The organism is Exiguobacterium sp. RIT452, assembly GCF_003598705.1.
Classification (GTDB): Bacteria; Bacillota; Bacilli; order Exiguobacteriales; family Exiguobacteriaceae; genus Exiguobacterium_A; species Exiguobacterium_A undae.
On sequence record NZ_QXJB01000001.1, the window covers coordinates 659267 to 677410 of the forward strand.

General features: G+C 50.2%; 22 protein-coding genes. 16 read left to right on the forward strand and 6 right to left on the reverse strand.

Annotation, left to right across the window (positions count from 1 at the left end):
* Nucleotides 1-21 precede the first annotated feature (21 nt).
* A complete protein-coding gene (locus D3D03_RS03455; RefSeq protein ID WP_028106448.1) occupies nt 22-684 on the reverse strand; it encodes a type 1 glutamine amidotransferase domain-containing protein in 663 nt (220 codons plus the stop codon).
* Nucleotides 685-998: 314 nt separating this feature from the next.
* Here D3D03_RS03455 and D3D03_RS03460 point away from each other — a divergent pair, with 314 nt between their 5' ends.
* The 3 genes from D3D03_RS03460 (at nt 999) to D3D03_RS03470 (ending at nt 5358) form a co-directional block, all read left to right on the forward strand.
* Nucleotides 999-2939, forward strand: coding sequence for a glycoside hydrolase family 3 protein (locus D3D03_RS03460; protein ID WP_119922756.1), 1941 nt, complete (start codon nt 999-1001; stop codon nt 2937-2939).
* Nucleotides 2940-3087: 148 nt separating this feature from the next.
* Complete coding sequence (gene murQ, locus D3D03_RS03465; RefSeq protein ID WP_119923093.1) at nt 3088-3972, forward strand: N-acetylmuramic acid 6-phosphate etherase; 885 nt, start codon at nt 3088-3090, stop codon at nt 3970-3972.
* A gap of 12 nt (nt 3973-3984) precedes the next feature.
* Nucleotides 3985-5358 carry a PTS transporter subunit EIIC gene (locus tag D3D03_RS03470; RefSeq protein ID WP_119922757.1) on the forward strand — a complete coding sequence of 458 codons (1374 nt, stop codon included), beginning with the start codon at nt 3985-3987 and terminating at the stop codon, nt 5356-5358.
* 84 nt (nt 5359-5442) lie between these two features.
* Here the strand turns inward: D3D03_RS03470 and D3D03_RS03475 are convergent, their stop codons facing one another.
* Entirely contained in the window at nt 5443-5718 is a 276-nt protein-coding gene (locus tag D3D03_RS03475; protein WP_119922758.1) for a hypothetical protein, read from the reverse strand.
* Nucleotides 5719-5754: 36 nt separating this feature from the next.
* On the reverse strand, nt 5755-6243 hold the full coding sequence (locus tag D3D03_RS03480; RefSeq protein ID WP_026833166.1) for a DUF4825 domain-containing protein: 489 nt from the start codon (nt 6241-6243) through the stop codon (nt 5755-5757).
* A gap of 134 nt (nt 6244-6377) precedes the next feature.
* Between D3D03_RS03480 and D3D03_RS03485 the strand changes: the two genes are divergently transcribed.
* Genes D3D03_RS03485 through D3D03_RS03495 form a run of 3 tightly spaced genes read left to right on the forward strand, consistent with a single transcriptional unit; the run spans nt 6378 to nt 8508 of the window.
* Nucleotides 6378-7451: a DUF871 domain-containing protein gene (locus tag D3D03_RS03485; RefSeq protein ID WP_119922759.1), complete on the forward strand. Its 1074-nt coding sequence runs from the start codon at nt 6378-6380 to the stop codon at nt 7449-7451.
* Nucleotides 7448-8005 carry a general stress protein gene (locus D3D03_RS03490; RefSeq protein ID WP_119922760.1) on the forward strand — a complete coding sequence of 186 codons (558 nt, stop codon included), beginning with the start codon at nt 7448-7450 and terminating at the stop codon, nt 8003-8005. Before D3D03_RS03485 ends, D3D03_RS03490 begins: the two co-directional genes overlap by 4 nt.
* Nucleotides 8002-8508 carry a DNA topology modulation protein gene (locus tag D3D03_RS03495; protein ID WP_026833164.1) on the forward strand — a complete coding sequence of 169 codons (507 nt, stop codon included), beginning with the start codon at nt 8002-8004 and terminating at the stop codon, nt 8506-8508. The genes D3D03_RS03490 and D3D03_RS03495 overlap by 4 nt, the downstream gene beginning before the upstream one ends.
* Nucleotides 8509-8658: 150 nt before the next feature.
* Here D3D03_RS03495 and D3D03_RS03500 read toward each other — a convergent pair whose 3' ends face one another.
* Entirely contained in the window at nt 8659-8931 is a 273-nt protein-coding gene (locus D3D03_RS03500) for a hypothetical protein (protein ID WP_119922761.1), read from the reverse strand.
* Between the two features lie 83 nt (nt 8932-9014).
* Entirely contained in the window at nt 9015-9872 is an 858-nt protein-coding gene (locus D3D03_RS03505) for an alpha/beta fold hydrolase (RefSeq protein ID WP_119922762.1), read from the reverse strand.
* Between the two features lie 112 nt (nt 9873-9984).
* On the opposite strand from D3D03_RS03505, the gene D3D03_RS03510 reads away from it, so the two are divergent.
* Nucleotides 9985-10665 carry a glyoxalase gene (locus tag D3D03_RS03510; protein ID WP_119922763.1) on the forward strand — a complete coding sequence of 227 codons (681 nt, stop codon included), beginning with the start codon at nt 9985-9987 and terminating at the stop codon, nt 10663-10665.
* Nucleotides 10666-10690: 25 nt separating this feature from the next.
* Here D3D03_RS03510 and D3D03_RS03515 read toward each other — a convergent pair whose 3' ends face one another.
* A complete protein-coding gene (locus tag D3D03_RS03515; protein WP_119922764.1) occupies nt 10691-11173 on the reverse strand; it encodes a hypothetical protein in 483 nt (160 codons plus the stop codon).
* A gap of 87 nt (nt 11174-11260) precedes the next feature.
* Between D3D03_RS03515 and D3D03_RS03520 the strand changes: the two genes are divergently transcribed.
* From D3D03_RS03520 to D3D03_RS03560, 9 genes are all read left to right on the forward strand, one after another.
* Entirely contained in the window at nt 11261-11632 is a 372-nt protein-coding gene (locus D3D03_RS03520) for a hypothetical protein (RefSeq protein WP_119922765.1), read from the forward strand.
* Between the two features lie 32 nt (nt 11633-11664).
* The gene (locus tag D3D03_RS03525) at nt 11665-12228 is read left to right on the forward strand and encodes a DUF1349 domain-containing protein (protein WP_119922766.1); all 564 of its coding nucleotides are present in this window, start codon (nt 11665-11667) and stop codon (nt 12226-12228) included.
* Nucleotides 12229-12406: 178 nt separating this feature from the next.
* On the forward strand, nt 12407-14020 hold the full coding sequence (nikA, locus tag D3D03_RS03530; protein ID WP_119922767.1) for a nickel ABC transporter substrate-binding protein: 1614 nt from the start codon (nt 12407-12409) through the stop codon (nt 14018-14020).
* A gap of 14 nt (nt 14021-14034) precedes the next feature.
* The gene (locus D3D03_RS03535; protein WP_119922768.1) at nt 14035-14979 is read left to right on the forward strand and encodes an ABC transporter permease; all 945 of its coding nucleotides are present in this window, start codon (nt 14035-14037) and stop codon (nt 14977-14979) included.
* Entirely contained in the window at nt 14976-15830 is an 855-nt protein-coding gene (gene nikC, locus D3D03_RS03540) for a nickel ABC transporter permease subunit NikC (RefSeq protein WP_119922769.1), read from the forward strand. The genes D3D03_RS03535 and nikC overlap by 4 nt, the downstream gene beginning before the upstream one ends.
* Before the next feature lie 14 nt (nt 15831-15844).
* The gene (locus D3D03_RS03545) at nt 15845-16642 is read left to right on the forward strand and encodes an ABC transporter ATP-binding protein (protein ID WP_233550628.1); all 798 of its coding nucleotides are present in this window, start codon (nt 15845-15847) and stop codon (nt 16640-16642) included.
* On the forward strand, nt 16639-17433 hold the full coding sequence (locus D3D03_RS03550) for an ATP-binding cassette domain-containing protein (protein ID WP_119922771.1): 795 nt from the start codon (nt 16639-16641) through the stop codon (nt 17431-17433). Before D3D03_RS03545 ends, D3D03_RS03550 begins: the two co-directional genes overlap by 4 nt.
* Before the next feature lie 129 nt (nt 17434-17562).
* Nucleotides 17563-17781: a helix-turn-helix transcriptional regulator gene (locus tag D3D03_RS03555; protein WP_119922772.1), complete on the forward strand. Its 219-nt coding sequence runs from the start codon at nt 17563-17565 to the stop codon at nt 17779-17781.
* Entirely contained in the window at nt 17778-18137 is a 360-nt protein-coding gene (locus tag D3D03_RS03560) for a hypothetical protein (RefSeq protein ID WP_119922773.1), read from the forward strand. The genes D3D03_RS03555 and D3D03_RS03560 overlap by 4 nt, the downstream gene beginning before the upstream one ends.
* Nucleotides 18138-18144: the final 7 nt, after the last annotated feature.

Sequence of the window (18144 nt, forward strand, 5' to 3'; positions counted from 1 at the left end):
TATAGACGGGTCTCTTGTAGATTAGTTAAGCGTTTTGATGACGGCATTTGCGACGGCAACCGTAGATTGTGGGTTTTGACCTGTTACAAGATTTCCGTCGACTTGGACATTTTCTGTGAAGTTATCAGCGACGATGATGTTCGCACCAAGTTCACGGAGACGTGTCTCAAGCAGGAACGGCATGTAGATGTCGAGTCCTGTCGCGCGTTCCTCTTCATCCGTGAACGTTGCGATCGTTTTACCGGCGACGAGTGGTGTTCCGTCTGTCAGTGTCGCACTGACGAGTCCAGCTGGTCCGTGGCAGACGGCAGCAACGGTTTTACCCGCTTCAAACAATGTCCGCAGTGCATGGTTCAAGGCGTCGCTGTGTGGCAGGTCGAACATCGTACCGTGACCACCCGGCATGAAGATGGCATCAAACGCGCTGAAGTCGCTGATCGATTTCAGATCGATTGTGTTTTCAAGCAGCGGCGCCGTGGCTTGAATGTCTGCCGGTACTTCGTCTTCGAGGCTGCGGGCGTCGATTGGCGAAAGTCCACCGTTTGGACTGGCGACTGTAATCGTATAGCCTTCTTTTTGGAACGCGACATAGGCTTCGCCGAACTCGGATAACCAAATGCCTGTTGCATGTCCTTCTTTCATTTCGCTGGCGTTTGTGACGACCATTAATACGTGTTTACTCATGTTTATTTCCTCCTTGGATGTGTTCAGTGATTCGCTACGTGATTAGAATAGCGCGTAGTTGATATAAAAACAAATTAATAAAAATAGGTCTATCTATAAATAAATTTATAGATAAATTTGTAGGAAATTAAAACGTTTTTAGAAACAATATTTTAATTTGATTACGCTTTCAAATAAAACATTGTTTCTATTTGGGGTGATTGTTATACTAACGGTGAACGCAGGGGAAAGTATCAACAATGGTTGGAAAAACGCCAAACAGTGGATGTAGAAGCAGTTCAAGCAGGGGTCAAAACAAAAGGGGAGCTGAGCATATGGGACAGAAACTCAACTGGACAGCAACACTCGGATTGACGACGGCGCTACTCGCCGCGTCGCTGCCAATGCAACCGGTCGCTGCTGAAACGACACCATCCGTTACGGAACGGGTCGACACACAACTGGATCAGATGACACTTGAGCAGAAGATCGGACAAATGATCATGCCGGATTTCCGGTTATGGGACGGGGCCAATCATACGAAGCTGGCACCGGAAGTCGGACGGGTCATCGACCGGTTTGACTTAGGGGGCGTCATCTTATTTGCGGAAAACGTCAGTGAGACGGAGCAGACGACGAAATTGGTCCATGACTTGCAGGAGGTCGTCAAGCAGGATACAAGCAATGATATCCCGTTGTTCGTGACGATTGACCAGGAAGGCGGCATCGTGACACGACTTGGAACGGGAACGAATTTACCGGGCAACATGGCACTTGGGGCGACCCGGAGTGCACCCTACGCGGAAGCGGCAGGCGGCATCATCGGGTCCGAGTTGAAGGCACTTGGAATCAACGTCAACTTTGGTCCGGTCCTAGACGTTAACAACAATCCCGGGAATCCGGTCATCGGCGTCCGGTCATTTTCAAGTGATCCGCAGCTGGTCGGGAAACTCGGTTCGGCGATGACACAAGGCATTCAGGAGCAGGGTGTCGCTGCGACGGCAAAACACTTCCCGGGACACGGGGATACGGCAGTGGATTCGCATTACGGCTTGCCGGTCGTCGATAAATCATTACAAGAGTTAAAAAAGCTGGAACTCGTTCCCTTTAAACGGGCAATTGCCGAAGGAATCGATATGGTCATGACGGGACATATCGGGATGCCGCAAATCGAGGATGAGGTCGTCGAATCGACACAAGGCACGTTCCCGTTACCGGCGACGTTATCGGATGACGTCATCACCGGCGTCTTGCGGGAAGAGCTCGGGTATCAGGGACTTGTCATCACCGATGCCTTGAACATGCAGGCGATTGCCGACAACTTCACGGAGTCGGAAGCCGTCATCAAGACATTTAAAGCCGGCGTCGATATCGCCTTGATGCCGACGATTCTCCGATCGACACAAGACGTGACAAAACTCGAGACGATTTTTGACGACGTGATGGAAGCGGTCGAAAGCGGTGAACTGTCGGAAGCGGATATCGATCAGTCTGTCTCGCGGATTTTGACGTTAAAAGCAACACGCGGCATTTGGAATGAAACGGACACACCGGTCACGCTCGATGAAAAACTGGCACAAGCGAAAACAGTCGTCGGCAGTCCGGAACATAAGGCACTTGAGCGGAAAATGACGGAAGCGGCGGTCACGCTCGTTAAAAATGACAAGAAAACATTGCCGTTCAAACCGAAAAAAGGGGAGACGATCCTTGTCTTGTCACCGGCAAAAGATCAGACGGACAGTATGGTCAAGACAATCCGGTCGCTTGAGAAAAACGCCGGCAACTTGAAACACGTGAACATATTGACGGAAAATTATACGGCATCGACGCCGCACCTGGAGCAAAATCCGAATCTGCAAGAAAAGGTCGCAGCTGCGGACTACATCATCGTCGGCTCAAACGTCAACAACAGTGACAAGCTGAAAGCGACGTCAGCGGATCACTATGTACCAGCGGAAGTGTTCCGTCAGGCGAAACGGACCAAAACACCGTCCGTCCTGCTCAGTCTTCGGAATCCGTATGATGTCGCCGTACAACCGGACGCAAAAGCGCAACTGCTTGTCTACGGCTTCAAGGGAGATCCGAACGGTCCGGACTCGGAAGCCGGGAACACGAAATCAGCCGGACCAAATTTACCGGCAGGAATCCGTGCCATCTTTGGTGAAGTGAAACCACAAGGAAAATTGCCGGTTGATGTTCCAAAGTTCAAAGACGGTACGTTCCGGAACACGCTTCATCTCGAATTTGGGGACGGGTTCAAGAACTGGAACCGGTAAGGAAGATGAAAATAGGTAAGCTCAATCTTTCCGATTGGGCTTTCCCTATTGACTCTTTTTGCAATTAAATTTCATTAATTATTCATTTTAATTGTTATTATATTTTGAATAGGGGAAGTAGAAGGAGTTGTCAGAGAGGATGAAGGTCATGTTAGAAAAATTAGCGACAGAACGCCGGAATGAGAAGACGATGCGTCTCGACGACATGTCGGTCGAAGACATGTTGACGGTCATGAATGCGGAGGATCAAACGGTCGCCGCTGTCATTCAACAGGAAATACCGGTCATCAAACAAGTCGTCGATCAGGTCATTCAATCGTTTCAAGCGGGCGGCCGATTGATTTATATCGGAGCCGGAACGAGCGGCCGACTGGGTGTACTCGATGCGGCCGAATGTGTGCCGACGTTCGGGGTCTCACCGGACATGGTCGTCGGACTGATTGCCGGGGGCGAGCGGGCACTCATCAAAGCCGTCGAAGGGGCGGAAGACAGCAAAACGCTTGCTGTCGAAGATTTACAGACACTCAAAGTAAACGCAAACGATACCGTCATCGGCATCGCTGCGAGCGGCCGGACCCCTTACGTGATCGGCGGTCTGGACTATGCACGTGAAGTCGGTGCGACGACTGCTGCATTGTCCTGCAACAAACAGGCGGCAATCAGTGAACACGCGGACTTTCGGATCGAAGTCGAAACCGGACCGGAAGTCTTGACCGGCTCGACACGCCTGAAGGCCGGGACGGCACAAAAGCTCGTGTTGAACATGATTTCGACGGCGGCGATGATTGGTGTCGGGAAGGTCTACCAAAACTTGATGGTCGATGTCCAATCGACGAATGAAAAACTCGAAATTCGGGCCAAACGGATGATCGTGGAAGCGACAGGGGTTGAGCTTGAGACAGCCGCGCGTTATTTCACATCGGCGAATGGTCACGTCAAGACGGCGATCGTCATGATTTTAGCGGACGTTTCGTATACTGAGGCGGTCGAACGATTACAACGTGCGCACGGATTCGTCCGCGACGCGCTTTAAGGGGGGACGAACATGAAGAAGGAAGAAGTGTTGGCATCCGCCATCCTTGAACATGTCGGGGGAAAAGACAATCTCCGGCAACTGGCACACTGTATGACACGTGTCCGGTTGTCGCTGAAAGATCCGACGAAAGCAGACATCCAGGCCCTCAAACAAATTGACGGTGTCATGGGGGTCATCGATGACGAGACCCTGCAAATCGTCGTCGGACCGGGAACGGTCAACCGGGTGGCTGATCATTTAAGTCGTGAGACGGGGCTGGCGATCGGTGAGGAGTCGGTCGATGAGAATCTGACGTTTGAAGAGCGGGCTGCCATCGAACGGCAAAAAGTGAAGGACAAACAAAAGTCACCGTTCAAACGCTTTTTACGCCGTTTGGGAAACATCTTCATCCCGCTCATTCCGGGACTCGTCGCATCGGGAATCATCAACGGAGCGGCGAACTTTGCGATCAATGCCGATGCCGATAAGGATGCCACATGGATGAAAATTCTCTTATTGATCGGCAGTACGGTTTTTGCTTACTTAGCGATTCTCGTCGGTTGGAATACGGCGAAGGAATTTGGCGGCACACCGGTTCTTGGAGCGATTGCCGGCGGTATCTTATTTAACCCGCTACTGGCGGATATCGTCATTTACGGCGAACCGCTTGTTGCCGGTCGGGGTGGCTTGTTTGGGGTCATCTTTGCCGCCTGGTTGATGACGTATCTTGAAAAACATATCCGGAGATTTATGCCGGTTTCGATTGATATCATCTTTACACCACTCTTCACCGTTTTGATTGTCGGCTTTACGGCACTTTATGCGATTATGCCGGTCGCCGGGGTCTTGTCTGACGGTATCATGCAAGGCATCAACGTAATTCTCGAAGTGGGCGGACCATTCGCTGGAGCGTTATTGGCTGGATTCTTCCTACCACTTGTCATGGTCGGTCTCCATCACGGATTGACACCGATCCATTTGGAATTCCTGAATACGATGAACAATACACCGTTATTACCGATTCTTGCGATGGCAGGAGCCGGGCAAGTCGGAGCAGCGATGGCGATTTTCGTCAAGACACGGAATCAACGGTTGCGCAACATCATCAAGGGAGCGATTCCGGTCGGGTTCCTCGGTATCGGTGAACCGTTGTTGTACGGGGTCACGTTACCACTCGGTCGTCCGTTCTTGACGGCTTGTATGGGAGCCGCAGTCGGCGGTGCCTTCCAAGCGACGATGAAAACGGCGGCGCTTGGGGTCGGTGTATCCGGTCTTTCATTGACACCGTTGATCGATAACGGGATGTACCTGACGTATATCGGCGGTCTCGTCATCTCGTACGTTTTTGGCTTCTTGTTTACATTCTGGTTTGGTTTCAAAGAAGAAATGGCAGATGGGATTTAACTGGATGTGAGGATATCAGGGGAAATGAAAAGATGGAAGATCACGTTGAGGTGATGTTCCATCTTTTTTTACACGTGACCTTGCTTACTGAATCTTCGTGTCGACGGTCTTGTCCTGTAGCATACGTTCAAGGACCAAGACATAGACCAAGGCCACAAGAACGCCCGCTGTCCCTGGCAGAACGGCAATGATTGAGTCAGTCAGGTATGCTGCAGGAATCAGATAAGTCAACAGAGACTTCACACCATTCAACACGAGAAGGGCTGTCAGCAGGATCAAAGTCACAGTCCGTTTTTGCAGATTCCCAAAGAATTGACGATCAGTTTTTTTAACCTGTGTCATGCCGAACCAAGCGAACATGCAGATGACCTCCATTGGTTTCTAAATAGGTGAAGTTCAGTCAGCGAAAAACTGGTTGATCTTGGTTTCAGACTTCAAATGACGCTGAATCAATTTTGTGACTGCTTGTTCCTGTTCGATTGTGCTGAGTTGCGTGTTGTACCAGCCGTCCAGTTTATCGCGGGTCACGGTGAAGGTATAATCCGGGAAGGTAAACGTAATCCGGTCGACGTTATCGACGAGGACAAACAGATAGGTCGCGTTGAACAGGACCGTTTCTTTGATCTCCTGTTCGACTTGTTCCGTCTCGATGTCCTTGTAAGTCAAATGGATGCCATACGGTGTTTGTTTCGTTTCGAGGGCAATCTGATGCAACTCTTGATGGTGTGCCAATTCTTTGACGATATTCGCGACGGCGCTGTTGTCACCGACATAGGAATGTTTATAGTGGAACAGGTCCGTCTTTGAGTCGGCATGTTGACTGTAGCCGTTCCAGATCAATACCAGACAGGCAATCGACAGGAACGGAATCAAAATTCGTTTCATACAATCTCTCCTTTATGGATCTCGTACTAATGGTATCATAATTCATGAAGTATCTCCTAAAAAATTCTTATATTGGAACTTTAGTAACAATTGACGGTCGTTGAACACTACGCTGACAAGAAGGAGTGAAACAGATGAAAGGACTTGCCGTTTATTTGAGTGAACCACTGACAGATAAGGCGAAAGACAGCATCCGACAGATGCGGACGATCGGTTTTACCTCAATCTTTACCTCGTTACATATTCCGGAAGACGATCCTTCGTTGTACACGGAACGCTTACGGACGCTTGGGCAACTGGCGCAACAGCTCGAGATGGAACTCGTCGCGGATATCGCCCCGACTTCCCTTGCCGCGCTCGGAAAGACGTGGGAGGATGCCGATACCTTAACCGAATGGGGCGTGACCGGACTGCGGGTCGACTACGGCGTGACACCAAAACAGGTCGCGGACTTATCGAAACAGATGATGGTCGCCTTAAACGCCAGTACGCTGACGGCGGAAGAACTCGATGCGATGAAAGCGGAGGGGCTCGTGCTTGAACAGGTCGAGGCGTGGCACAACTTTTATCCGCGACCGGAAACGGGACTGGATCGTGACTGGTTTAATGATAAAAACCGGTGGCTCCGTGAACAGGGAATCCGTGTCCAAGCCTTCATTCCGGGAGACGGACAACTGCGTGGTCCGCTTTACGAAACGTTACCGACGCTCGAAGACCACCGCGGACAATCACCGTTTGCCTGTTATCTCGAGCTGGAAACGTCCGTTGACCGGATTCTGATCGGGGACCCGGGCTTGTCGGAAAGCGCGATGCGGCAATTTGCTGCGTATCAGGAGGGGATCATTGTCCTCCGGGCAACGGGTCAAGGTGATGATCCGCTGTTGACCAGTATTCAGACGAACCGGATGGATCCGGCGCGGGATGTCATCCGATCGGTCGAGTCAAGGGCTTACGGTCGACCGGGCAATGGATGGCTTGAACCCTCGATTTTATCAGACCGGCCTGTCGGATCGGTCACGATTGATAATTTGCGTTACGGTCGGTATGCCGGCGAGTTGCAGCTGACGAAACGGGATCTTGCGCCCGACGAGCGCGTCAATGTCATCGGTCGTATCATCGAGGCGGACCGGGCGTTGCTGCACCAGATCGGACCGGGCGGACGTTTTCGGCTGGAATGGGTTTCAAGGGAGGGGGCGATCCTTTCGTGAAGAAGACGATCGAAGACCGGTTAACGTATCTGTACAAAGGCGAACTGTTTTCCATCATCGGTTTCATCCCGATCAGCGGGTTGATCCAGTATACGTTTCCGGAGCTGCACCTGTTTGCGCTCAGTTCATTTTGGGTGTCGCTGATCCTGCTCGAACTGTTACTGCTGCAAGGTTCGTATTATTGGTACAGCAAACGGGAGCGGCTCAAACGGGAGAATTCTTCAATCACTCCGGTACACGTCGTCCGCCGGTTGCACAGGTTTCAAAAGATCAACGGCGGGATCATCGTACTGGCTGTCATGGTGTTTGCTGTTGACGTATGGCGCTGGCATCCGGACTATCCCGTGAACGGACTAAAAGTGTCCGGATTTCTGTTTGTGTTCGCCGTGCTTGAGTACATCAATTACTTTTATCTTCAGTTGTCGTATGATAACCGGTCGGACGTCCAGTACTTAGTCCGAAACAAGAAGTTGAAGCGTTCTTCGATGTGGAAGGATTTTCAGCGGATTAAAAAAATCAATCTATATTCGAAAGAAAAGGGGGAAACGGAATGAAAAAAATCGTCCTGATCGGTTCCGGGGGCTCCGGTAAATCGACGTTAGCCAAACAGCTCAGCCATACCTTGGGCATTCCGGTCTATCATCTGGATACATTGTTTTGGAAGCCGAACTGGCAAGGTGTTCCACGGGAAGAACAAACCCGCATTCAGACGGAGTTGATTGCACAGGACGACTGGATCATCGACGGGAATTACGGCGGAACGATGGACATCCGGCTGCAAGCGGCGGATACAATCATCTTTCTCGATTTGCCGCGAACGACATGTGTGTACCGCGTCTTGAAACGGACAGTCCGCCATCGCCATCAACCAAGAACAGATATGGCAGCAGGGTGTCCGGAAAAAATCGATTTTGCTTTTTTAAAATGGATCTGGAATTATCCGAACGTACAACGACCGGACATCCAATCGAAACTCAACCAAGTGGCATCGACCAAAACCATCATCGTATTGAAGTCCCGGAACGACGTTCGGCAGTTTTTGGAGACAGCTACTTAATCGAAATCATTAAAAAATGGACATCCATCCTCTGAAGAATCGCTCAGAGAGTTGATGTCCATTTTGTCTGGCTGAAATTTTTTGTACATTGAACCTGACACTCAGGTGAAAAGTAAGCCATCAAGGTCAGGATGAAATGAAACGCATTTTTTAGATCGTTCTTTTTTGCTTAATTACAGTGACGACGATCCAAGCGATTCCGAGTGAGAGGACAGGCAAGATGATATTCCAAGAACTGAAATGGATCGCATCATACTGGTAATAAAACTTTGCGTACCAGATCTCATACAACAAATTAAGCAGTAAAGTGACGACCGGGGCCAACACTACTTTTTTAGTAAGCGACGCCACAAATACGCCAACTCCGATGACGACCGCCGGAACAATGAACAACTGCATCAAAAACGGATCAATGCCAGGCATGTTGTCTTCCTCCTTTCTGAATGGAATGATAGCGAAACTGCATCAAATCAAATACCAAATCCATGATGATTTTCTTTCATATGTTATGAACGAAGCGATTTTGAAATCGACCAGTTTTCCTGAATCACCTGCAGAACAAACTGTGGATTATCCCAGTGTACGATGTGGGAAGTCGACGGAACGGAGATCACAGTCCCACCCGTTTTTTCCTGCCACAGGGCAATTGCTTGTTGGCGGAACGGTTCTTCTGAAACGGGTAACGTCGCACGGAGCAACACAAGGTTGTCACCGGAGACATCGTCGAGGAAGTCGAGAATTTCGTCTTGATACATTGCCGTTAAGATGGCGCGTGCCGTCTTCGCCCGGGCATGCCAGTAGTAACGCCCGTCCTGCATCCGGACAAAATCTTTTCCGGCCAGATCAAGCAACGGTGACCGGCGCATCTTTGGTCCGTACACGGCCACATCCCGAAACTCCTGCCACGTCGCGACGGACTCCTCAAAATCCGTATCGTAAAATGCAGATTCCTCTTCGAGTGGTGTGCCCCGCAACCGTTTACTCTGATAACCGCCGTCAATTAAAATCGATCCGCGGACGCGCTCCGGCTGTTCCTTCTGATAGAAAAGCGCGATGAAACTGCCCCAGGAGTGCGAGAGGAAATAAAAGTCTTCGATGTGCAACTGTTCGAACAGCTGATTCAGCCAATTGGAAAATCGGGCAAACTGATAATCCCGTTCATCCGGAAACGGTTCGGTCTTCCCATGACCCGGTGCATCGATCGAGACAATGCGGTAGTCGTCTTTCAGCGCATCGGCCAGTTCAATGAAGCTGAGACTCGTTCCACCGAGACCGTGCAGACAAAAAATCACCGGGTGATTCGGGTTGCCCCATTCTGTGACTTGTGTTGAAATTCCGACGCATGCGATACTGTAACGTTTCATCTGTTTTCCTCCGTTTCTGAATAGGTATGTACTTACTTTTTAACCAGTATTATACATCAATTGTTGTATAATGAAGCGAGTGAATTTAAAAGACAGACGGAGGGAATGTGGAATGAAAATTACGGCAGCGACACTTTGGACGAATCACGTAAAACCGATGCAACACTTTTATACGGCGACGCTTGGCTTCAGACTCGTCGAAGAAACGATAACATCCTTTACGGTACAAATCGGGACAAGTCAGCTTCGGTTTGAACAGGATACGACACAGCAGCCGAAACAATACCACTTTGCGTTCAACGTTCCGGGGAATGCGTTTCAGCTGGCCAAGGACTGGTTGCAACAGCAGGTGCCGTTACTGATCGAGGACGGAGCAGACGAAATCTTTTTTGAAAACATCAATGCCCATTCCGTCTATTTTTACGATCCGGACGAGAACGTCGTCGAATTGATTGCCCGGCATGACGTCAATCCGAATAAGTCGCTTGAGCGTTTTGCGGTGAGTGACATTCTGGATATCGGCGAAATGAACGTCACGACGCCGGACGTCGCCGGTGTCGGGGCCAGATTTGCTGAACTCGGTGTCTTTCACCGCTACCATCAGCCGATTAACGTCGACTTCTTAAACTTCCTCGGGGCGCCGGAAGACGGGACCCATCTGTTGCTCGGGCGAGCGGGACGGACGTGGTTATTCTCACCAAAACCGGCGGTCACGAGTCCGCTTGTTCTCGAACTCGACGGCAAGCTGCATGTTCGGATCGATGCCGACGGTACGTTGCATCACGAAAAATAAACCCGTGCGCAGACGGGTTTGGAGATTACGACATGAGTTGTAAAATCCCGAATGTCGTCAAGACGACATAAGAGACGGAGACAAAGATTAAGACGGGTTGAAACAACGTGTCTTTTGATTGGCGTGTAATCCCTTCGACGAAACAGCTGAGGAGGAAGACAAAAATCGCCAATCCGATATACATCAAGACAAGCGTCGAGACGCCTTGGAGCAGACCAAACGATACGATTGAAAAAACACTGAAGAACAGATAACCGAACGCCGCCAAAAGACTGAGACCAAGCAGGATGCCGAGAGCCGGATGAAGGCTGTTAACGCGCGCCGTCCACTTCGGAAAACGTCGGTTAAACAGAGACCACGCGGTATGTAGCGATAAACAGACGGAGATGAACAGCATCAGAAAAAAGATAGCCTGTAAGAGTGGCGATAACTGATCCGCCCATAACGGAACAATTAAGAAGAGGGACGGGAAGCAGAGCATCAAGAGGTGTTTTTTCAAGTTGATCACTTCTTTCTACATGATAGGTTAGTTTGTTAACTAGATCTTCCTTGTCCGTACCGTATCATACGTTGGGACAGCAGGAAAGGAGAGCCGATGACGAACTTTTGGAAAGCAAACGGCAAGTGGCGGATTGGGCGGTTCATCTTACTCAGCATTTTTCTTGTTTTTCTATCTTGCTTTTTGTACATCTATCATCAAACGGTATTACACCAACTGTATTTAGAAGATCAGCTAAAACAAGAATTTAAGTTGGAAAAAGAAGATTATCAAATAAAAGGTCAGTTTTGGAAATTTGGTTACGCATATGACATAATTTTAGAAGATGAACCAAAAACGTCTTATTTGTTTAATGTAAAGAAAAAAGACGGGAAATACACAGCAGCATATTGGGGGCACGGATTTTTGGATTCATCCAATGATGGATCGCCTAAGCATCTAGAGTTCGAACGAATGAGATATGACTAACGCATTATTCTATAAAAACAGGAGGTAGCAACATGTGGCAAGATTACGAATGGCTCAACCAGCCGAATAAAGTCGACATGCACGAGCAATTAAAATTTACGACAGAAGGCGATACCGACTTTTGGCGCAATACGTACTATCAGTTTAATCGGATGACCGGTCACGCCTTACTAAAACCGATTCCATCAGCATCGTTCTCATGCCGGATTGAAGTGAAATTGAATCCACGTCAGACATACGATCAGGCAGGGATCCTTCTTTATCTAAACGAAGATCACTGGCTAAAAGTTTCAGCGGAATTTATTCCGGACGGGAAATCGCATCTCGGTGCTGTCGTCACGTCCTTCGGCTATTCCGACTGGTCGTCGCGTGACATTGAAAATACTGTTTTTGATCATGCATTGACGTTTGAGCTTGTCTTCAAAAACCAGGACGTGGAACTGTATTTTGTCGACGGTGAAACGAAGGAACAGCTACGGATTGCGCATTTGCACGGGGAAGGGGACTGGAAAGTCGGTCCGTACGCGTGTAGCCCGAATCTGGAGGGACAAGGATGTGACGTCGAAGTGGTGACGTTTGATTGTCACGAAGTATAAAAAATATCACAAAAGCACTCCTGCTATTTGGGGGAGTGCTTTATTTTGTGGATCAACAATAACAAATGACTTCAAACACAGGAAAATCAACCGTTGGACGGATTATCCATTGACAATTCTTAACACCCACTCTTACAATTGAAAATGATTATCAATAAGAATGGGAGTCCTGTCCACTATGAACGTTTCACGCCGTAAGAAATCCATCATCCAAGCTGTCTCCATCCTCTCAATCACGACACTGCTGTTCGGCTGTTCGAATCCGAACGAAGGTGCTGACAATACAACAGATAAAGATACGTTGACGCTCGCCTGGCCGCGCGATATCGGCGAGATGAATCCGCATGTCTATAACCCGTCGCAACTGTTCGCCCAGTCGATGGTCTACGAACCGCTCGTCCATTACGCAGAAGGCGGAAAGCTTGAGCCGTTCCTCGCCAAGTCGTGGGACATCTCAAAAGACGGAAAGACCTACACGTTCACTTTGCGTGACGATGTCAAGTTCTCCGACGGTTCGGCGTTTGACGCAACGATCGTCAAAAAGAACTTTGATGCCGTCCTCAAAAATAAAGCCTTACATAGCTGGCTCGGCTTTATCTCCAAAATCGACAAGACGGAAGCCGTCGACAAGCAGACATTCCGGATGACATTATCGGAAGCCTACTACCCGACGATTCAGGAACTGGCGGTCGTCCGTCCGGTCCGTTTCCTCGGTGAAGCCGGTTTCCCGAAAAACGGCGACACGTCAAAAGGTGTCGAAGAAGAAGTCGGGACCGGTCCATGGGTGCTTGACGAGTACAAAGCGGATCAATACGCGACGTTTAAGGTCAATAAAAACTACTGGGGTCCGATGCCAAAAGTTAAAAAAATCAAGGTCGACATCATTCCCGATGCCGAGACCCGCGTGCTCGCCTTTGAAAAAGGGGACATCGACTTGATTTACGGGGAAGGCGCCATCAGTGTTGATGCGTTTAATCAGCTGAAAGAAACGAAGTCTTATAAGACGACGATGTCCGAGCCGGTTGCGACCCGTCTGTTGATCATGAACACCAAGAAAAAACAGCTGGCGGACGAACGGGTCCGTCAGGCGTTGCAATACGGTTTTGACAAAAAAACGTTAGTCGAAGGCATCACGTCCGGTCTGGAAGCACCGGCGGACTTCATCCTGCCGCCGAACTTGCCGTACACGTCGAAACTGAAGGTCGAGAAACGGGACTTTGATGTTGAAAAAGCGAAGACGTTGCTCGACGAAGCCGGATGGAAACTGCCGAACGGGAAAACGATCCGTGAAAAAGACGGTCAACCGTTACAGGTCGAGATGATGTATGATGCGGCGGAACTTGTCCAAAAGGCGATGGCCGAGACCTTACAGTCGGAGTGGGCCAACATCGGGGTCGATTTGAAGATCGTCGGTGTCGAGTTGCCGGATCAAGTCCAGCGCTTCAAAGACAACAAGTTCGATATCAACATGTACAGTAACTTCGGTGCACCGTATGATCCACACACGTTCGTCAACATCATTGGTACGGACGGGTTCGGCTTCAAAGAAGCGATTTCCGCTTATCCGAACAAGACGGAATTGTTGCAGGACATGAAGGATGTCTTGAAGACGACCGACGAGACAAAACGTCAAGCGATGTATGCCGAGATTTTACCGTCGCTCCAAGATCAAGGTGCGCTCGTACCGATCTCGTATTTGAAGAAGATGGCGATTTACCAGTCGGATGTGACGAACTTTAAATTTGCGGCGAATCGGGATGAAAGTCCGTTCGCACAAATCGGCATTAAATAAGGGAGGTGTGCGGAATGGGCGTCTATATTCTCAAACGGGTCGGGTCGGTCATTCCGATCCTGCTCCTGGCGATTTTATTGCTGACAGCGATGATTCACCTGTCACCGGTCGATCCGGCGGAAGCGTATCTCGCTGCCGCTCACATCCAACCGACGGAAGAAGTGCTGACGCAAAAACGAGCCGAGTTTGGTCTCGATCAATCGTTCATGACACAATACGCGACGACCGTCGTCCGGTTGGCCCAGTTGGACTTCGGGACGTCCTTTGTCTCCGGCAAACCGGTTCTCGATGAAGTATTGCTTCGTCTGCCGGCTACGTTACAACTGGCACTGTCGAGTCTGTTGCTGGCCGTGATCGTCAGCATCCCGCTCGGCTTTCTCGCGGGGATTCGGAAAAACGGATTTTTTGACCAGTTGAGTCGGGTGATTGCCTTCATCGGCGCATCGATTCCGTCGTTTTGGCTCGGCTATCTGTTGATTTTCTTTTTTGCCGTCCAGTTGGATTTGTTACCGGTCGGCGGTATCGGCAGTCCGAGTCACGTCATTTTGCCGGCGATTACGCTTGCGTTACCTTTAATCGCGCTTTATACCCGGCTGCTGCGGACGAGTGTCATCGAGACGATGCGCGAACCATACGTCTTGTTTGCCCGGACACGCGGCATCCGCGAAACGGTTATTTTAGGAAAACATGTTCTCCGAGTCGCCATTCCACCGATGATCACCGGGCTCGGCATGAATCTCGGAAAACTGTTGACGGGGACGATCATCGTCGAAACGGTTTTCTCGTGGCCGGGCTTTGGCCGCTACTTCATCGAAGCGATTTTTGACCGCGATATGCCGATCATTCAAGGATATGTGTTTTTGGCGGCACTATTATTCATCGGCAGCAGTCTGCTCGTCGATCTATTGCAACTGGCGATTGATCCCCGGATTGCCCGGAAAGGAGGGGACAGACGATGAATATTCCGCTTCGACGACCAAGCCTGTTGCACCGCTTGTCAAACCAACGGCTGATTTTGATCGGCTGTTCCGCATTTTTAGGGCTGTTATTTCTCGCAGCATTGGCCGCACCGTGGCTTGCGCCGCATGATCCGTTTCTCGTCAATTTGGCGGTGAAACTGCAGGAACCGTCCTGGACGTATCCGCTCGGGACCGATCATCTCGGCCGCTGTACATTATCGCGTCTGTTATACGGCGCCCGGGTGTCACTCGGCTTCGCCGTCCTGATTTTTGCGTCGTCGCTGCTGATCGGCTTATTGATCGGCACGCTCGCCGGCTACATCGGCGGCTGGGTCGATCAACTGTTGATGCGGTTTTGTGACGGGGTAATGGCATTTCCGAGTCTGATTCTTGTGCTCGGTCTTGTCGGTATTTTCGGACCGGGACTCAAACAGGTCATCATCGCCTTGATGCTTGTGCAGTGGGTTTACTATGCCCGGATGTTCCGCGGACTCGTCATGACACTGAAGGAAAAGAATTTTATTGCAGCGGCGCGCGTCAATGGCTCGTCACACTGGAAAATCTTTCGGACCCATCTGTTGCCGAACATCCTGCCGCCGTTGCTTGTCATCGGGACACTCGAGATGGGCTGGGCGATCATGGATATTTCCGCGATGTCGTTCCTTGGTCTTGGCGTGCAGTCTCCGGCAGCGGAATGGGGCGCCATGATTCATGAAGGCAAATCGTACATCCGGACGAATCCGGGACTGATGATTTATCCCGGCGTGATGATCATGCTCGTCATTGCGAGCTTTAACTTACTCGGTGAATCGTTATCGGAACGATTCGGCTTGACGAAACCACCTAAATGAAAGGAGGCACCATGATGAAACCTGTGTTATCCGTCGAACGATTGACCGTCGAAACGATCGTTGACGACACCCCGCTCGTCCGGGATGTCTCGTTTACACTTTTTGCTGGTCAGATCGTCGGACTCGTCGGCGAAAGTGGTTGCGGCAAGACGGTGACGAGTCTGGCCCTTTTACGTCTGCTGGACGAAAAAGTGATCCGTCAGTCGGGTCGGATTCAGCTTGACGAGACGGATTTGATGACGCTGTCCGACCGAACGCTTCGACGTGTCCGCGGCGGACAAATAGCCTTCATCATGCAAAATCCGATGAGTGCTTTCACACCGGTCTACACGATTGGTCATCAATTGATCGAGACGATCCGGACCCATGACCGGTGCAACAAACGCGAAGCGAAGGACCGGGCGTTCGAAGCGTTACGGGAAGTGAATCTCGAGGAGCCGGACCGGATTTTGAAAGCCTATCCGTTTGAACTGAGCGGCGGAATGCTGCAACGGGTCATGATTGCCCTTGCCGTCTGCCTGCGACCGGATGTCCTGATTGCCGATGAACCGACGACGGCGCTTGACGTCTACAATCAAAAGCTCGTGTTGTATTATCTCGAAAAGGTCCGGGCGAGCTATGGCACGGCAATCCTGTTGATTTCCCACGACTTCAGTGTCATCGCCGAGATGGCGGATCAGGTTCTCGTCATGCGGCACGGGGAAATCGTCGAACGGGCGGATGTATTTGATCTATTTGACCGTCCGCAACATCCGTACACACAACGATTGCTGGCCCAACACGGGATTCAGGCAGGAGGGATGAACGCATGAGCCTTCTGCAAATGGAACAGGTGTCACACCGGTATGGCAGCCAACGGTTTCTGTCGCGGCAGACGGAACGGACCGTCTTACAGGACGTCACGTTGACGCTTGAAGCCGGGACGTGTCTTGGATTGCTCGGTCAAAGTGGTGCCGGAAAAAGTACGCTTGGACGGATTTTGCTTGGTCTCGAACGACCAACAGCAGGGCGTGTCCTGTTCGAAGGACAGGACATTTACCGGACGGCGGCAAGCGATTACCGGCAAGACATCCAAGTCGTCTTTCAGGATTCGTTTGCTGCAGTCAATCCGAAGATGACGGCGGGACAAATCATTGCCGAACCGTTGACGAATTTCACGCGTCTTGCACCGGATGCCCTGCAGCACCGGTTGGTCACCTTGATCGAACAGGTCGGATTGACCCGCGCGGATTTGGCGAAATATCCGAATCAGTTCAGCGGCGGGCAGTTGCAACGGATCTGTATCGCCCGGGCGATTGCGACAAATCCGAAACTGATCATCCTCGATGAGGCCGTCAGCAGTCTTGATATGGTCAATAAAGCACTGATCCTCGCGCTGTTAGGGGAATTAAAGGATAAGTATGACCTGTCCTATCTGTTCATTACCCATGACCTGCAAGCGGCTCAGGCACTCAGCGACCGATTCGTGATTTTAGATCAAGGGCACATCGTCGGAGAGTACCCGACCCGCAAGGCTTTTGCCGACGCGACGGATCCGCATGTCCTGGCGATCAAAAACGCCATGCTTGCGATCCATCCAAGGTATCGGACGATTCGAAAATAAGATCGCGTATGTTTGATCGTTAACCATTCAATCAAAACGGATTGAGTGGTTTTTTTTAGGTTGATGTGTAAAGGAAACTTGACACAACGAAACGTTTTTACATATTATTGGAAGCAAGAGGTGACTGCAATGAAAAATAAGGTAAAGGTGTTACGAGAGGCGCGACACTGGTCGCAGGGGGACTTGGCGAAGACGTTAGGCGTCTCGAGACAGACCATCATTTCGATTGAAAAGGAGCGGTACAATCCGTCGCTCGAACTCGCATTTTCGATTGCGGCTTTGTTTGATTGTCCGATTGAAGCGATTTTTATTCCCGAATCGAAGAAAAAAGGAGACGATGTAGGATGAAACATATGCCGATGATCAATCGGTTACTCGCTGCAGTTTTGTTAGGGTACGGCGGTTATCTAACGTTGTTCGATGGAGCGAGTCCACATAGTATCGTATTTATGCTGGTCGGAATCAGTCAATTGGCGACCGACCTGATTTTCCCGGCTGCTGAAACATATGACGAACGGCAAGAAGAGATCAAGCGGAAAAGTGGTCACATGTCATACGCTTTGAGTATTGTCTATGTTTTTGTGATGCTGATGCTCTTCCAGTGGAACGTCATCGAAGACATCATGAAAGCTTTTATGTATTTACTGTTCATTCAGGTCATGACGTTCCCGGTCATGATGTTTATCTACAATCGACGCAGCTGACGACAAA

Excerpts from the sequence above, each read along its gene's own strand:
- D3D03_RS03455 (WP_028106448.1), bottom strand. The coding sequence starts at position 684 with ATGAGTAAACACGTATTAATGGTCGTCACAAACGCCAGCGAAATGAAA.
- D3D03_RS03460 (WP_119922756.1), top strand. The coding sequence starts at position 999 with ATGGGACAGAAACTCAACTGGACAGCAACACTCGGATTGACGACGGCG.
- murQ (WP_119923093.1), top strand. The coding sequence starts at position 3,088 with ATGTTAGAAAAATTAGCGACAGAACGCCGGAATGAGAAGACGATGCGT.
- D3D03_RS03470 (WP_119922757.1), top strand. The coding sequence starts at position 3,985 with ATGAAGAAGGAAGAAGTGTTGGCATCCGCCATCCTTGAACATGTCGGG.
- D3D03_RS03475 (WP_119922758.1), bottom strand. The coding sequence starts at position 5,718 with ATGTTCGCTTGGTTCGGCATGACACAGGTTAAAAAAACTGATCGTCAA.
- D3D03_RS03480 (WP_026833166.1), bottom strand. The coding sequence starts at position 6,243 with ATGAAACGAATTTTGATTCCGTTCCTGTCGATTGCCTGTCTGGTATTG.
- D3D03_RS03485 (WP_119922759.1), top strand. The coding sequence starts at position 6,378 with ATGAAAGGACTTGCCGTTTATTTGAGTGAACCACTGACAGATAAGGCG.
- D3D03_RS03495 (WP_026833164.1), top strand. The coding sequence starts at position 8,002 with ATGAAAAAAATCGTCCTGATCGGTTCCGGGGGCTCCGGTAAATCGACG.
- D3D03_RS03500 (WP_119922761.1), bottom strand. The coding sequence starts at position 8,931 with ATGCCTGGCATTGATCCGTTTTTGATGCAGTTGTTCATTGTTCCGGCG.
- D3D03_RS03505 (WP_119922762.1), bottom strand. The coding sequence starts at position 9,872 with ATGAAACGTTACAGTATCGCATGCGTCGGAATTTCAACACAAGTCACA.
- D3D03_RS03510 (WP_119922763.1), top strand. The coding sequence starts at position 9,985 with ATGAAAATTACGGCAGCGACACTTTGGACGAATCACGTAAAACCGATG.
- D3D03_RS03520 (WP_119922765.1), top strand. The coding sequence starts at position 11,261 with ATGACGAACTTTTGGAAAGCAAACGGCAAGTGGCGGATTGGGCGGTTC.
- D3D03_RS03525 (WP_119922766.1), top strand. The coding sequence starts at position 11,665 with ATGTGGCAAGATTACGAATGGCTCAACCAGCCGAATAAAGTCGACATG.
- nikA (WP_119922767.1), top strand. The coding sequence starts at position 12,407 with ATGAACGTTTCACGCCGTAAGAAATCCATCATCCAAGCTGTCTCCATC.
- D3D03_RS03535 (WP_119922768.1), top strand. The coding sequence starts at position 14,035 with ATGGGCGTCTATATTCTCAAACGGGTCGGGTCGGTCATTCCGATCCTG.
- nikC (WP_119922769.1), top strand. The coding sequence starts at position 14,976 with ATGAATATTCCGCTTCGACGACCAAGCCTGTTGCACCGCTTGTCAAAC.
- D3D03_RS03545 (WP_233550628.1), top strand. The coding sequence starts at position 15,845 with ATGAAACCTGTGTTATCCGTCGAACGATTGACCGTCGAAACGATCGTT.
- D3D03_RS03550 (WP_119922771.1), top strand. The coding sequence starts at position 16,639 with ATGAGCCTTCTGCAAATGGAACAGGTGTCACACCGGTATGGCAGCCAA.
- D3D03_RS03555 (WP_119922772.1), top strand. The coding sequence starts at position 17,563 with ATGAAAAATAAGGTAAAGGTGTTACGAGAGGCGCGACACTGGTCGCAG.
- D3D03_RS03560 (WP_119922773.1), top strand. The coding sequence starts at position 17,778 with ATGAAACATATGCCGATGATCAATCGGTTACTCGCTGCAGTTTTGTTA.